Origin of the sequence: Winogradskyella psychrotolerans RS-3, assembly GCF_000427335.1 — a bacterium.
GTDB lineage: Bacteria > Bacteroidota > Bacteroidia > Flavobacteriales > Flavobacteriaceae > Winogradskyella > Winogradskyella psychrotolerans.
The window spans coordinates 88,511-103,473 of sequence record NZ_ATMR01000007.1; the positions used below are offsets into that span (position 1 = coordinate 88,511).

A 14,963-nucleotide genomic window follows, 5' to 3' on the forward strand; every position below is an offset into this window, starting at 1 on the left:
ATGAAAAAAATACTTTTACTAGCACTTATATTAATATTTAGTCTATCCTCTTTTGCACAAAGACGCAATAGCGATTGGTCTATGAGTATTGGTGTTAATGCTATAAACAGCTTGGGAACTCAATCACCATTTGATCGTCCAGGAGACTGGAGCTTTCAAACCCCAATCTCTGCTGGAGTTGAATTTAATTGGACAGACAAATTTGCAATAGAACAATCTATTACTTTCAACGGTTTTAGTGATGATGAGAGTATTGATTTCGATTCTACAGATGAAGACTATAATTATATATCTTTAGATACGCATGTTAAATATTATTTTGGCGAACTTATTTTTGGTCGTGGTAGAAATGATTGGTTTGACATATACGCTAATGTTGGTGTCGGTTTCTTTCATATAGACGAAAGTAACATATCTGCAAATTTAGGTGGTGGTGTATTATTTTGGTTAAACGAGGATAGAACTTTTGGTCTAAGAGCTCAAACTATTGCAAAATTTGCTTTTGATCATGCTAACAGTGGTTACGATAATAACCATTACCAATATCATCTACAAGCTGTATTTAAGCTATAACATTTAGTATTATATATATAAAGACTCACAATAGTGAGTCTTTTTTTTTGCGCATATTTCAAAAAATAAGTCCTCTATAATATTAATTTAAAAAAAACTCATAAGATATTTTTAAAAGTCTCAAATGCTATTTTTATTCTGAGAACAACGGCTAATAACTTGCAAACTTAAAATTAAGCATCTGTTTCATACATTTATATAATTCAGGAAATTGAGATTGAAATTCTGAAGGAGTTTCAATAAAATTCTCTAATAATACAGCAAAAAACTCATACTGATTGGTATAAGCATAAGCTCTAAAATATTTTGAGGCAATTAAATTTTGTCGAACAGATTCATTACTTTGCAAATACGTAGTTAACTTATTGAAACCTTGATTAAAAATCAAACTACTTATATCATTATTTTTAGAAGCATTTAAATGTATGGCATGTCCAAATTCATGGATACCAAGATTAAGATTATCATCTTCAATGTTATGCCCATGTTTAAAATCTTCCCAAGAAAACACAATAGCCTTTAACCGAGGATTCACCTCACCTTTGTGAAACTTTTTATTGATTTGAGAGTAATAGGCATTGGGATATATCATAACAGTTTCTACAATGTCTAATTGATATTTTTTAAACCCAAAGCTTAACATGGTTGCAGTAGCCGCAATCGTAACTTTCATTTCATCGGTAACTACAAGATCTTGCTTACCAACAAATGTATTCGTTTGAATAAATTTAGAAACCCTGTGTTCAAATTGAAGTTGATCCTTCCTTGATAAATCCCTAAAGAAAGAATGCTCGTTTTTTAAAATCTCATATTGCGCTCGTGTTAAATTATTCAGCATAAAATAACGTTGTGCAAATAATGGCTTTTTATATATTGAGGCGTAAGAATACTGAAAAATCTTTATCAGTCTATACAGTACAAAAACACCTATTACAATAATACCAATTGGTACTATATAATTAGAAATTAATCCCATTTCAAAAATTTCTTGTTCAGTCTTAGATACCATTAATAACCTAATTTAATAATTATGAACTCTAAATTTTGCTTAAAAATATGAATCTGTGTTTTTAAAATGTTTATCATGCTTAAATATAAAAATATAATGAAACATATCCATTTTAAATATGAATGTCTATATGATATAAGTACAATTTAATAAGCAAGCATAACTAAATTATAAACAAAACTATTATCTTAACACCTAAATTCATAGCGCAAAAACTAAATACAACATTAGATCTTATGAGCACAAACGTAAAATCACAAAACAACCTAGTTCCAATTATAATTATTGCAGGACTCTTCTTTATTTTTGGTTTTGTAACTTGGATTAATGGTGCACTCATACCTTTTATGAAAACCATTAATGAACTTACGGATGCTCAATCTTATTTGGTTGCATCAGCGTCCTATATTTCGTTTGTGGTGATGGCGCTTCCTGCATCGTATATTCTAAATAAAATAGGCTATCGTAAAGGTATGTCACTCGGTTTATTTATTATGGCTATTGGTGCTCTGATATTTATTCCAGCAGCAGAAGCCAGAACCTATTGGGTATTTCTAACTGGAATTTTCATTCAAGGTATTGGTATGACCATTTTACAAACGGCTTCCAATCCATACATCACAATTTTAGGACCAATAGAAAGCGGAGCAAAACGTATAGCAATTATGGGTATTGCAAATAAAGTAGCTGGCGCATTGGGATCATTAATTTTTGGAGCACTTCTTCTCTCAGGAATTGATGCCGTAAAAGAACAATTAGCAAATGCCTCTGATTCCGAAAAAGCCGTACTTCTAGATACTATGGCAGATAGTGTTTTTGTACCCTATATTATTATGGCCATTGTTTTAATTATTTTAGGTGTTTTGATTAGAAAAGCTCCTTTACCACATGTTGAGGCCATAGAAGATGAAGCAACGACTAAAGAAGGGGCTTCAAACAAAACGATTTTCCAATTCCCGCATTTATGGTTAGGCGTTCTAGCACTATTTGTATATGTAGGTGCTGAAGTAATTGCAGGTGATACCATAATCGCTTATGGCATTTCATTAGGTTTTACAGGTGAAGAAGCTAAATACTTTACAACTTACACCTTAATGGCTATGGTTGCAACTTACGCCTTAGGTGTCTTTTTAATTCCGAAATATATTAAACAAAAAACAGCATTGATTATTAGTGCCATTTTAGGAATTATATTTAGTCTTATTATTTTATCAACTTCAGGATTAACATCTGTTTTATTCGTAGCTGCTCTAGGAATTGCTAATGCATTAGTATGGCCTGCTATTTGGCCATTAACTTTAGACGGTTTAGGTAAACACACTAAAACAGCCTCTGCTTTATTAATTATGGCTATTTCTGGTGGTGCAATAATCCCACCATTATATGGAAAAATAGTTGATAGTAAAAAACTAGACCTTATCAGTTCTGGAATGAATGAATCAGATGCTTTAGCAAACGCGTCAACAGATAGCTATTGGATACTTATTCCTTGTTATCTTATGATTTTATTCTTTGCAATTTGGGGTCATAAAATAAAAGGTCGGTCTAAAAAATAAGTTTTAAACTAAAACCACGAGTGTACAATAATAATTATCAATTCATTGTAACACTTGTATTCTTTCTAATCGGCTTCAAATTAAATTAACTAAACCTCTTAAATACTGCCTATAACTAAAAAAGTAAGTATCGCTATAAAACAATACTTACTTTTTTAATAATAAATCTATAAAACCTAAAGTCTATGGAAAAATACCTCTTTGTACATAAGCTTTTTCTATGCGTTCAATAGCGATACAAAACGCTGCCGTTCTCATGTCTATACCTTCACTTTCTGAATAGTCGTAGACTTTATTAAACGAACCATTTAGCTTCTTCGTTAGCTTCTCCATAACTTCTTCTAGGTGCCATATCTCACCACTTCTGTTCTGTAACCATTCAAAATAACTACCAATTACTCCACCTGAATTACATAAAATATCTGGTATAATAAAAATCCCTCTATCTTTTAATATCTTTTCTCCTTCAACATTTGTTGGCCCGTTGGCACCTTCTGCAATTAATTTTGCTTTTATATTAGGCGCATTTACTTTTGTAATTTGATTTCCTAACGCTGCAGGAATACAGATATCACAATCTATTGAAAAGAATTCACCCTTTTTAACTGGTTTAGAGTCCGGATAATTTACAATAGTTCCTTTATTGGCCTCATTATATTTGAAAAGTGCTTCAACATTTAATCCGTCCTGATTTTCAATACTTCCTTGCGCATCTTGAACACCTACTAATATAGCACCATCTTTTTCTAAAAAGTGTGACGCCCAATACCCTACATTGCCAAAACCTTGAACAATAAACTTTTACCGTTTAAATCCGTATTGTTTTTATCAGCCCAAAACTTAATTGTTAAATACACACCAAATCCTGTCGCTCTATCTCTACCTTCTAATCCGCCACTCCCATCTGGCTTACCAGTAACTACATGCTGATTCGCGGTACGCTGCGCTGGAGGTCTCGTACTCATATATGTATCTGCAATCCACGCCATAGTTTGGCTATTAGTATTAACATCTGGAGCAGGTATATCGTGCTCTGGACCAATATTGTCAGCTAAAGCATATGTAAAACGTCTTGTTATACGTTCTAGTTCATTTTGTGAATATAATGCAGGATCAATTTTTATACCTCCTTTAGCTCCACCATATGGTAAACCAGCTAAAGACGTTTTCCATGTCATCCACATTGCTAATGCTCTTGCTGCATCTAAATCTACTGTAGCGTGGTAACGTAACCCACCTTTATAAGGACCTAAAGCACCATTATGCTGTACGCGATAACCTGTAAAAACCTCAACTTCTCCGCTATCCATTTTTACCGGAAAATTCACTAAAATTTCATTATTAGTGATGCTTAATATTTTCCTAATATTAGGGTGTAGATTAATGTGGTCTGCAGCACTATTAAACTGCTCCATTACATTATCCATCATTCCTTTCAAAGGCACTTTTTTAACTTTTGGTTTGGTATTATTTTTTGAATTTCCCATTTATGTGGTCTTATTTTTGGAATTATATATTTTTCTAACGCAAAAATAACACTTTCAATAATATAAAGCGGTTATATTAGTAAATAACTAAATTAGATTTTACGAAAAAATTATTGATAATTCATATTACCATTATTGTACAATATATAAGTGGTTCTTAAGGAATACCAAGGCACTATTTAAGCTATTAAAATATTTTGCTTATGTCAATAACCATCACGTTTTAATGTGCAGGCTTTTCAATGAGACCTGCCCTCATTTGTAATTAGAATTGCGGAATAATTGAATTAGATAAAGTTCATTTAATATAAAGGACAACTTTAACTTCATGTCCTTTGAATCATAAACTAATGAACTATTCTTCGACTTGAACTTTCATTGATGTAGAGCGTAAAATCAGATAACCAATGATTGCAGAAATGAAGGATCCGATTAAAATGCCAATTTTAGCAGAGTCTATAAATTCTGGTGTTGACGCAAATGCGAGACTTGCAATAAAAATAGCCATAGTAAAGCCAATACCTGCAATAAACGAGACACCTAAAATCTGTTTAAAGCTAATTTCGCTCGGCACTTCTATCAATTTAATTTTCTTAGCTAAAAATACTATTAAGCTTATACCAATACCTTTACCTAATATTAAACAAATTATAATATTAGTTACTAATGCCATTTCGAGGTTTTCTGTTCCACTAATTAAAACTCCTGCATTTGCAAGTGCAAAAATTGGAATAATAAAATAAGCCACCCAACCATGTAAATTATGCTCTAAGTGTTGCAATGGAGATTGAAATTTAGAAGACCAATCTCCTAAGTCATCTATATGCAAAATTTGTTCCGTAGAAAGAATTGGTTTTTTTAATACACTTGCAGTCTTAATATCATTATAGACATTTTCTAATTGCTCTAAAAACGTTGACGTATCTATCTTCTGTCTAATAGGTACAGAAAATGCCAATAAAATACCTGCTACCGTGGGATGAATTCCTGCTTTTAAAAACAAGAACCAAATAACTACTCCTAAGAAAAACACCAAAAACCTAGAATAAAATCCTTTATAAGATAAAAAATATAAAAAAGCAAGCATGGCAACGGCAACTAATAATAAGGTAATGTTAATACTACCGCTATAAAACAAGGCAATAACTAAGACTGCACCTATATCATCTACAATAGCAAACGCAGTTAGAAACACTTTTAAACTTAAGGGCACCCGATTTCCTAATACATTTAAAATAGCTAATGAAAAAGCAATATCAGTTGCCATAGGTATTCCCCAGCCTTTAGTTGTATCTGGATTTTGATTAAGCACCAAAAAGAGAATTACAGGAACCAACATACCTCCGATAGCGCCAACTAACGGAAATGCGATTTTTTTAGGTGAGTTAAGTTCACCAATTAAGAGTTCGCGCTTTATTTCTAATCCTATCAGAAAAAAGAATATGGCCATTAACCCATCATTAATCCACAGAATTAACGGCTTTTTAAATTCAAATGTATCAGTTACAATTCCTATATCATATTGCCATATTTCTCTATAGATATCACCCCAAGGTGAATTTGCCCAAACTAAAGCTAGTATTGTAGCCAGCAATAGTAAAATACCACTAAAGCTTTCAATTTTTACGAATTTTTGGAATGGTGTGAGAAATACTCTTTTAATCATATAAGTAGTTTTGTTCCGAGAAAGATTAACTTCAAATATAAGATTTACATATCAAAATAATTAAAAATTAACGTTACTTTTTGATAAAGTATACATTCTAAAAAGAAGATCTTATCACAAAAAATAAAAATCTTCTTTATTTATTCGAATACTTATTTTATGAGATTTTTAAAAAACATCAGAGATAATTATCGATTTAAAAAAATAATTAGCAAAAAAAGATAAACCACGCAGTTTTAATTTATTATTTGATTGGGTAATCCTATCTTTGCCAATTAATTTAAAATTATCACCATGAAAGTCCGTGAATATTTTATTATAGTTTCTATACTTCTTGTTTTGGCTATTATCGGAATAGCTTTTGTTTGGCAGCCTATTTTGTGGGCATTCCTGTTAGTAGGTCCACTCATTATTATGGGTGTTTTTGATATTTTACAAACGTCTCATACGATACGACGTAACTTTCCATTGCTAGGACGATTTAGGTACATGTTAGAATCTATTCGTCCAGAAATTATGCAATATTTTGTTGAAACTGATACTGAAGGAAGGCCGCTCAATCGTATTTTACGATCTTTAATTTATAGACGAGCAAAAGGAGAAAATGACACGGAACCTTTTGGCACACAGATGGATATTTATCACTCGGGATATGAGTGGTTAGAACATTCTATGTATGCTAAAACGAATCCTAAAAACATTGGTGAATTTCCACGTTTATTAATTGGAGGAAAAGATTGTAAGCAACCTTATTCTTCAAGCCTATTGAATATATCAGCGATGAGTTTTGGATCCTTAAGTAAAAATGCTGTAATGGCATTAAACAAAGGTGCCAAAATGGGGAATTTTGCTCATAATACAGGTGAAGGTGCTATTAGTGATTACCATTTAAAACATGGTGGAGATCTAATTTGGCAAATTGGTACAGGATATTTTGGTTGCCGACATGATGATGGTACATTTAACGAAGTAACCTTTAGAAAAAATGCGTTACGAACAGAAGTTAAGATGATTGAGATTAAATTGTCTCAAGGTGCTAAACCTGGTCATGGTGGTATTTTACCTGCTTCAAAAAACACGGAAGAAATTGCAAAAATAAGACACGTTAAACCTGGTATTGCAGTACACTCGCCTCCGTCGCACTCAGCATTTTCGGATCCTATTCAATTTATGCATTTCATAAAAAAACTTAGAGATCTTTCTGATGGAAAACCTGTTGGTTTTAAATTATGTCTAGGTAGAAAACAAGAATTTATGGATTTTTGTGAGGCTATGATTTTCACAGGAATTCTTCCAGATTTTATTACCGTAGATGGTGGTGAAGGAGGAACAGGTGCTGCTCCTGTTGAATTTTCTAATTCTATGGGTATGCCATTGCGTGAAGGTTTAATTTTTGTGCATGATACTTTAGTTGGTTTCAACTTAAGAAAAGATATTAAAGTTATTGTTGCCGGAAAAATAATCACTGGTTTCCACATGGCGAGAGCCTTAGCTTTAGGTGCTGACGGCTGCAATAGCGCACGTGCTATGATGCTTTCTATTGGATGTATACAAGCATTACAATGTAATACGAATACATGTCCTGTTGGCGTAGCAACACAAAACCCTTCTTTAGTAAAAGGGTTAGTTGTTGAAGATAAGGCACCAAGAGCAAAACGATATCACGAAGCAACAATTCACAGTTTCTTAGAACTTGTAGCTGCAGCTGGTCTTAATAGTCCTGCTGAATTAACAAGAGATCATATTAGCAAAAGGGTTGGTCTATACATTGTGAAAACATACCATGACATTTACCCTCCTATTGAAGAAGGGTCTTTATTAAACATTGATACGATACCTAAGGAATACAAAAAGTTTTTCCAGTTAACTCGTATTATGAAATAATACGGATACTTATTATATTTTTTTTAGCTGTTAACTTTAGTCAAAACATAAGTTAACAGCTTTTATTTTTTCTAGCATGTCCTTCTTTTCGCTGCAGATAAATAAAAATACACTTCTCTATTCAAATCGTATCTTTGTACGAAACCATTAAATCATTAATCCAATTTTAACTTTCATCTCAAAACCCGCTAAAGAATTAATAGAATTCTTTAAAAGCACTAGCTTCTCAAAAGCCGTTTTAATTGGGATTGCAGTTAGTATCCCTATTGTTTTAGGGCTTGTAACTGATCACTTTGAAATTGGCCTTGCTCTTTGTTTTGGTGCATTTTGGTGCTCACCAAGTGATGTTAGCGGTCGTTTAAAACACAAACAAGTTGGGATCCTTTTTTCTGCTATTTTAGTCGTAGTCATTAGTTTTATTGGTGGTTATCTCGATATTTCAAACTTTTTACTCTTTCCTATTTTAGGTGTACTAACGTTTAGTATAGCCTTTTTATCTATTTATGGTTTTAGAGCATCGTTAATTAGCTTTTCGGGACTACTAGCATTGGTCTTAAGTTTTGCACATACTTCTGAAAACTTAGAAGTCTACCAATATGCCTTATTCATTGGTGTTGGTGGCTTATGGTATTTATTGCTTTCAACATTATGGTTTCAACTAAATCCAAAAGCCCAAACCGAACAAACACTAAATGAAACTTTTTTACTCACAGCTGATTTTCTAGATACTAGAAGACAGCTCATAGGAGATCAACCAGACAGAGAGAGCTTGCAAACACAGCTTATGACCTTGCAAAGTGCGTTGACAGAACATCATGAGACCTTACGCGAAATCTTAATTTTATCTCGAAAAAGCTCAGGAAAATCTAACTATCAAAGCAGACGTTTATTAGTTTTTATCCAACTTGTAGAACTATTAGAAACTGCTATTGCTAATCCCGTAAATTATGATAAAATGGATGTGCTATTCAGCAAATATCCTGAGTTAAAAACTGATTTTCAAAAATTGATTTTAGAATTATCTTATCAACTTCGGTCTATTACTAAAAACATCAACAAATCAAAACTATTTCCGTCTAACAGAATGCTTTCTGATGCTTTAAAAACTCTTGAAAATGACATTTTAAAATTAAAAAATGAAAATCAAACAGAAGATTATGAACGTTACTTAATGCTTCAAAATCTACTAGACTATCAAAAGAAGCAATTTGAAAAATTAAAGAAAATTAAATGGTTATTAGGCAATCCCGAACTATCATCAGACGATATTATTAAAAACGAGAAACTAAAACGTTTTATAGGTTCACAAGATTACGATCCCAAATTAATTCTTAGAAATCTTAGTTTTAGATCAACCATTTTTAAGCATTCTTTACGATTAGCAGTTGCTGTAATGTTAGGATACGGTATTGGTTTGTTCTTTGATTTTCAGAACCCGTATTGGATTATACTTACTGTAATTGTTATAATGCGACCAAGTTACGGACTTACAAAAACACGCTCTAAAGACCGAATGATTGGCACCCTCATAGGTGCAGCTTTAGCAAGTGGATTGGTCTTTTTAATTAACGACCCTTATGTATATGGAGCATTGGGTGTACTATCTTTAGTCATAGCATTTTCTATGGTACAGAAAAATTACAAAGCCTCCGCAACCTTTATTACATTGAGTGTTATATTTATATATGCTATTATACAACCCGACATTTTAAAAGTCATTCAATTCAGAGTTATTGATACGTTAATTGGCGCTACGCTTTCTTATATGGTAATGCGCTGGCTATGGCCTGCTTGGTCGTTTATGGAAATTGGCGATAACATTAGGGATAGTTTAAAAGCGAATACAGCATTTTTTAAATCAATTAATACCTTTTACCAGAAAAAAGGTCTAGTACCAACAAGTTTAAAAGTAAATCGAAAAGAAGCCTTTTTACAAACCTCTAATCTAAGTTCTGCATTTCAGCGGATGGCTCAAGAACCAGAATCTAAACAAAACCATATAGACGACATTTATGAACTTGTAGTAATTAACCATAGTTTTTTATCGTCCTTGGCCTCTTTGAGTTCCTATATACAAAACCACACAACAACTGAAGCTTCAGAAGATTTTATAGCTGTTTCGGAAAAAATTAATAACAATCTCGACAAAGTCTGTACCCTATTAAAAGATATAAATTTTGAAGACTCAAGAATCAATGGTTCAATTTATAAACCAGAACCTTTTGATTTCCCATTTGATCGTATTGCAAATGATACTATTTCACAAACAGATAGTGAACGCACTCACAAAGAAGCACATTTAGTTTGGGAACAATTGTATTGGTTGTTTTCGCTAAGTGAAAAAATGCTAAAGTTAACATCTAAGTTTAAAGTCGATTAATCTTTCATTTTACCACTAAAAGCTTCCAAAATAGTGACACAAAAAAAAACTTCTTTCGAAATTCGTTTTGAAAGAAGTTTTTTTGAAAAAGAAGAATGAGATTAAGCCATAACCATTCCTTTATCGTTTTCTAACGACGAAGCTTTAGTTGCTAAAAGATGATTTACATAATCTTGCCACTTTTGTGCTATAGCTATTTCATTATTTAAAACCATTTCATCATCATTATTGTATAACATCAAATCTGTAGCCTCTTTTAAATTGTGATGCACAAAAGACAATTGAAGCTTATCAATAACATCGTAATGCTTCGTTTTGTCCTTAACGCGTTTGTTATCTCTTATCGTTTTGCAAGACACTATTGATTTTAAGTCTACAACTTGCGCAAACGCTGACTCGCTTGTTTCTTTATAAAAAAACAACTTTTCTTCAACCTCATCAACTCCAATTGCAAAGTTACTATCTACTTCAATTTTAGTTAATTTACAATTGTTTTGTGTTGCTTCAGACTGCAATGCTTTTTTTAATTTTCGTTCTCTTTTTTTGCTTCCGTTTATAAATAAAGCAAAAGGCAAAATAACGATAGCGATTATAATCGCATCGATAATAAATAATCCTGTTCCCATGATAATTAATTTTTTTTGATATTAATTTTAAGTGTATAATAAATGACATGACGGTTTTACGTCATAGACAGACATCATATTTAATGATGTTAGTACACTTAGTTTACCAAAAAGAATGAAATGGAAAAAGGATCTCCCGTAAATAAAGATTCTTAAAACTATGGAGTTCTGCGATACTAAATTGAGAACGTAGTACTGCAGAAAGTTGAGTACTGCGATTTGTAATTCCATCAGAACTTTCTAAAACCCTATCTACTCGAGAAGGCTCAGTATCACTAAAGAAAACAACACTATAATTCTCAGTTTGAATATCAAAAAACGAATGATGCGTTGTAGAATACGCATTGACTTCATTAGAAATATCAGAACTTAATGAGTATTCTAAATCACTATTTAGCAATTGAATATCGCAAGTATGGGCAGAAGCACCAAAACTAGCAAGAAACAATACGATACTAAAAAGTGTTTTAATCATTTTTAAATTCAAATTATACTACAAAGTAAATCTATAATTGGATAATCCTATGCAAAATGATTGTTAAATTATTGTCTTTTTTAAACATTTAGATTTTCATTTATTAGACTCTAGAGATACTTAGCATCACTTAAAAATTGGTATTTGACAGCATTATGAAACTCGTTTTTTCCTCAGAACAAAACGGAGCTCTGAGGATTGCTGCGCTCCCCTTAAGCTCCGTTCTGAAAATAGTTTCAACGAAAAAATGCTCAAGATAGCTTATAATATTAATTCCTTTTAAAACAGATCGGCGCTCAAGGGATTGCTGCGCATCCCTTAAGATCCATTCTGAAAATAGTTTTAACGAAAAACGCTCAAGATAGCTTATAATATTAATTCCTTTTAAAACAGATCGGCGCTCAAGGGATTGCTGCGCATCCCTTATGCTCCATTCTGAAAATAGTTTCAACAAAAAAACGCTCAAGATAGCTTATAATATTAATTCCTTTTAAAACAGATCGGCGCTCAAGGGATTGCTGCGCATCCCTTATGCTCCATTCTGAAAATAGTTTCAACAAAAAAACGCTCAAGCTAGCTTGGCGTTTTTTCTTTTGAAACTATTTATTTGTGACCGCGAAGGGATTCGAACCCCCAACCCTCAGAGCCGAAATCTGATATTCTATCCAATTGAACTACGCAGCCTTAATTCCAACTTAAAAGTGGAATCTATTATTATGTTTAAGACAATTTTGCCTTTACTATACTCGATATTGTTTTCCCATCAGCTTTACCAGCTAATTCTTGACTCACCATTCCCATAACCTTACCCATATCCTTCATACCTTCAGCTCCTGTTACTGCAATAGTTTTCATCACTACAACGGTAATTTCTTCTTCAGAGAGTTGTGTTGGTAGAAACTTACTAATAACTTCAGCTTGTGCTATTTCTGGCTCAGCTAAATCATTGCGGTTTTGTTCTAAAAAAATAGCAGCACTATCCTTACGCTGTTTTACCATTTTAGATAAAATCTTTATTTCTTCAACTTCAGAAATATCTTCTTTAGATCCTGTTGCTGTTTGTGCTAATAATATTTCTGATTTTACAGCTCTCAATGCAGCCAAAGCTGTTTGATCTTTTTCTTTCATTGCTGCCTTCATAGCAGTCATTATATCGACTTGTAAACTCATAACTTTATTCTTTAATTAAGAAGAGCAAAGATACTAAAAAGTTCTTCTTAGCTTACAGAAGAATAGCAGATACTGTTTAAATTTTATCTAAAAAAAAGTCCAAAAAGCTTAAGAAACTTTTTGGACTAGATTTTAGTGATTTAACACTATAACTTAAACGTGCTATTAATCTACGTTATCGTGTAAAAATGAATTATTACTTCTTAATTGAATGTCATCATTTTCATCTGTACCAACAGACATTCTTGAAGCTTTTGTTTCAGATGAATGCTGAGCATCTTCTAAATTAACACCTTGCCTTTTGTAAGCAGGTACTTTTTCGATTTCGTTTATTTTAGCATCATTAAACTTATAATTGAAATCTTTCATTTTTCTTCTGCGCTCATCAGCACGTGCAATAAGCATTTCAGAAATTGGACTGTTCATTGGGTCTATTTCGTCTTCAGACACCTGCTCAGTTTTTTCCATAGGAATTGTTTTCTTTTCAAAAACAATCTCTTCTTTTACTTCTGTTTTTTCTTTTTTAGTATTTATAGACGATTGAAACGTTTCAAAATCATCTAAAGCATAGCGTTTTTCTCCTTGCTCATTAACTTCAGTTACTGCGATAATTTCAACTGGCTCATTAACATCAATTGATTTAACGTCTTCATCTAAACTAAAGAACATCTTTTCTTGTTCAACCTTAGGCTCTTCTCCCTTTTCAGGTTCTTTATTTGCTATTGGTAAATCGAATGAAAATGTTATTTGCTCTTCTTTTACTTCTTCAATTGGTTCTGCTTTATTTACTATTGGTGTAATAACAAATTCTTCAGGTTCTATTGTAGCTTGTGGTTTTCTATCTAAAACTTCATCATAAACTACATTCATATTTCTTAAGAAATCTGTAGTTGCAATTAAGTTTGTACCCTTATTTTCTTCTGCTTTAGGCACATCTTTAACCTCTTCTTCTTCAAGTAATGTATGACGAACAATTGGAGCTTCTTTTTCTTTTTCTAAAACAATATCTGGAGTGATAATCGCAGGCTCTTTTTCTTGAGTACTAGTTTCTGTAGTTTCTCCTAAAGCATGAATCACTTTTTTAGTTTCAGTATTAGAAATTTCATTCTGCTGATCTAAATCAAATCCTGTAGCAATAATTGTTACTGAAATAGATTCTTGTAACTCAGCATCTTCACCAACACCCATAATAATATTGGCTCCATGACCAGCTTCATTTTGGATATGATCATTGATTTCACCAATCTCATCAATAGTAATTTCTTGAGAACCAGATACGATTAGCAACAATACGTTTTTAGCTCCTGTAATTTTATTATCGTTAAGTAATGGCGAATCTAAAGCACTCATAATAGCTTCTTGCGCTCTTGTTTGACCAGAAGCTGTAGCAGATCCCATAATTGCTGTACCACTATTACTTAATACGGTTTTAGCATCACGTAAATCAATATTCTGAGTGTAGTGATGTGTTATAACTTCCGCAATACCACGAGAGGCTGTTGATAACACTTCGTCTGCTTTAGAGAAACCTGCTTTAAATCCGAGGTTTCCATATACTTCACGAAGTTTATTATTGTTAATCACAACTAACGAATCGACATGAGAACGCAATTTTTCAATACCGCGTTGGGCTTGTGCGTTACGCATTTTACCTTCAAATTGAAATGGCATAGTTACAATTCCAACCGTTAGAATATCGAGTTCCTTAGCCATTTTAGCAATGACTGGTGCTGCACCTGTACCTGTACCACCACCCATTCCTGCAGTTATAAATACCATTTTTGTATTGGTATCTAACATTCTGCGAATGTCCTCTAAACTTTCTATTGCCGCTTCTTCTCCAACATCTGGATTTGCTCCTGCCCCTAAACCTTCTGTTAAGGCAACACCTAATTGTATTTTGTTTGGAACACCACTATTATGAAGCGCTTGCGAATCTGTATTACAGATTACAAAATCGACTCCTTTAATACCTTGTTGAAACATGTGATTGATGGCATTACTTCCACCTCCACCGACACCAATTACTTTGATGACGTTTGATTGATGCTTTGGCAAATCAAATGAAATATTTCCAAATTCGTTGCTACTACTCATTTTATTATGGATTTACTATTATTCTATTCTTTGTAAGTAA

At 32.5% G+C, this 14,963-nt stretch carries 10 protein-coding genes, 1 tRNA gene and 1 pseudogene; 4 read left to right on the forward strand and 8 right to left on the reverse strand.

Going from position 1 to position 14,963, the window contains the following annotated elements; genetic code table 11:
* Positions 1-573: an outer membrane beta-barrel protein gene (locus tag ADIWIN_RS00755; protein WP_020895756.1), complete on the forward strand. Its 573-nt coding sequence runs from the start codon at positions 1-3 to the stop codon at positions 571-573.
* 151 nt (positions 574-724) lie between these two features.
* Here ADIWIN_RS00755 and ADIWIN_RS00760 read toward each other — a convergent pair whose 3' ends face one another.
* Entirely contained in the window at positions 725-1,582 is an 858-nt protein-coding gene (locus tag ADIWIN_RS00760) for a zinc-dependent peptidase (RefSeq protein ID WP_020895757.1), read from the reverse strand.
* Between the two features lie 236 nt (positions 1,583-1,818).
* Between ADIWIN_RS00760 and ADIWIN_RS00765 the strand changes: the two genes are divergently transcribed.
* Positions 1,819-3,138, forward strand: coding sequence for a sugar MFS transporter (locus ADIWIN_RS00765; RefSeq protein WP_020895758.1), 1,320 nt, complete (start codon positions 1,819-1,821; stop codon positions 3,136-3,138).
* Positions 3,139-3,321: 183 nt separating this feature from the next.
* Here ADIWIN_RS00765 and ADIWIN_RS00770 read toward each other — a convergent pair.
* Positions 3,322-4,625 (reverse strand): annotated as a pseudogene (locus ADIWIN_RS00770) (Glu/Leu/Phe/Val family dehydrogenase).
* 355 nt (positions 4,626-4,980) lie between these two features.
* Positions 4,981-6,291: a Na+/H+ antiporter NhaA gene (gene nhaA / locus ADIWIN_RS00775; protein ID WP_020895761.1), complete on the reverse strand. Its 1,311-nt coding sequence runs from the start codon at positions 6,289-6,291 to the stop codon at positions 4,981-4,983.
* Positions 6,292-6,585: 294 nt separating this feature from the next.
* On the opposite strand from nhaA, the gene ADIWIN_RS00780 reads away from it, so the two are divergent.
* Both ADIWIN_RS00780 and ADIWIN_RS00785 read left to right on the forward strand, forming a co-directional pair.
* Positions 6,586-8,175, forward strand: a complete 1,590-nt coding sequence (locus ADIWIN_RS00780; RefSeq protein ID WP_040756122.1) for an FMN-binding glutamate synthase family protein — start codon at positions 6,586-6,588, stop codon at positions 8,173-8,175.
* A gap of 298 nt (positions 8,176-8,473) precedes the next feature.
* Entirely contained in the window at positions 8,474-10,555 is a 2,082-nt protein-coding gene (locus ADIWIN_RS00785; RefSeq protein WP_235046950.1) for an FUSC family protein, read from the forward strand.
* Between the two features lie 101 nt (positions 10,556-10,656).
* Here the strand turns inward: ADIWIN_RS00785 and ADIWIN_RS00790 are convergent, their stop codons facing one another.
* The 5 genes from ADIWIN_RS00790 to ftsZ form a co-directional block, all read right to left on the reverse strand.
* Positions 10,657-11,181 carry a hypothetical protein gene (locus ADIWIN_RS00790; protein WP_020895764.1) on the reverse strand — a complete coding sequence of 175 codons (525 nt, stop codon included), beginning with the start codon at positions 11,179-11,181 and terminating at the stop codon, positions 10,657-10,659.
* Between the two features lie 103 nt (positions 11,182-11,284).
* The gene (locus ADIWIN_RS00795) at positions 11,285-11,656 is read right to left on the reverse strand and encodes a hypothetical protein (RefSeq protein ID WP_040756126.1); all 372 of its coding nucleotides are present in this window, start codon (positions 11,654-11,656) and stop codon (positions 11,285-11,287) included.
* Between the two features lie 610 nt (positions 11,657-12,266).
* A tRNA-Arg gene (locus tag ADIWIN_RS00800) sits at positions 12,267-12,340 on the reverse strand.
* Positions 12,341-12,376: 36 nt separating this feature from the next.
* Positions 12,377-12,826, reverse strand: coding sequence for a GatB/YqeY domain-containing protein (locus ADIWIN_RS00805; RefSeq protein ID WP_020895766.1), 450 nt, complete (start codon positions 12,824-12,826; stop codon positions 12,377-12,379).
* A 165-nt stretch (positions 12,827-12,991) separates the two neighbouring features.
* Positions 12,992-14,923 (reverse strand): cell division protein FtsZ, encoded by a 1,932-nt coding sequence (gene ftsZ / locus ADIWIN_RS00810; RefSeq protein ID WP_020895767.1) that lies wholly within the window; start codon positions 14,921-14,923, stop codon positions 12,992-12,994.
* Positions 14,924-14,963: the final 40 nt, after the last annotated feature.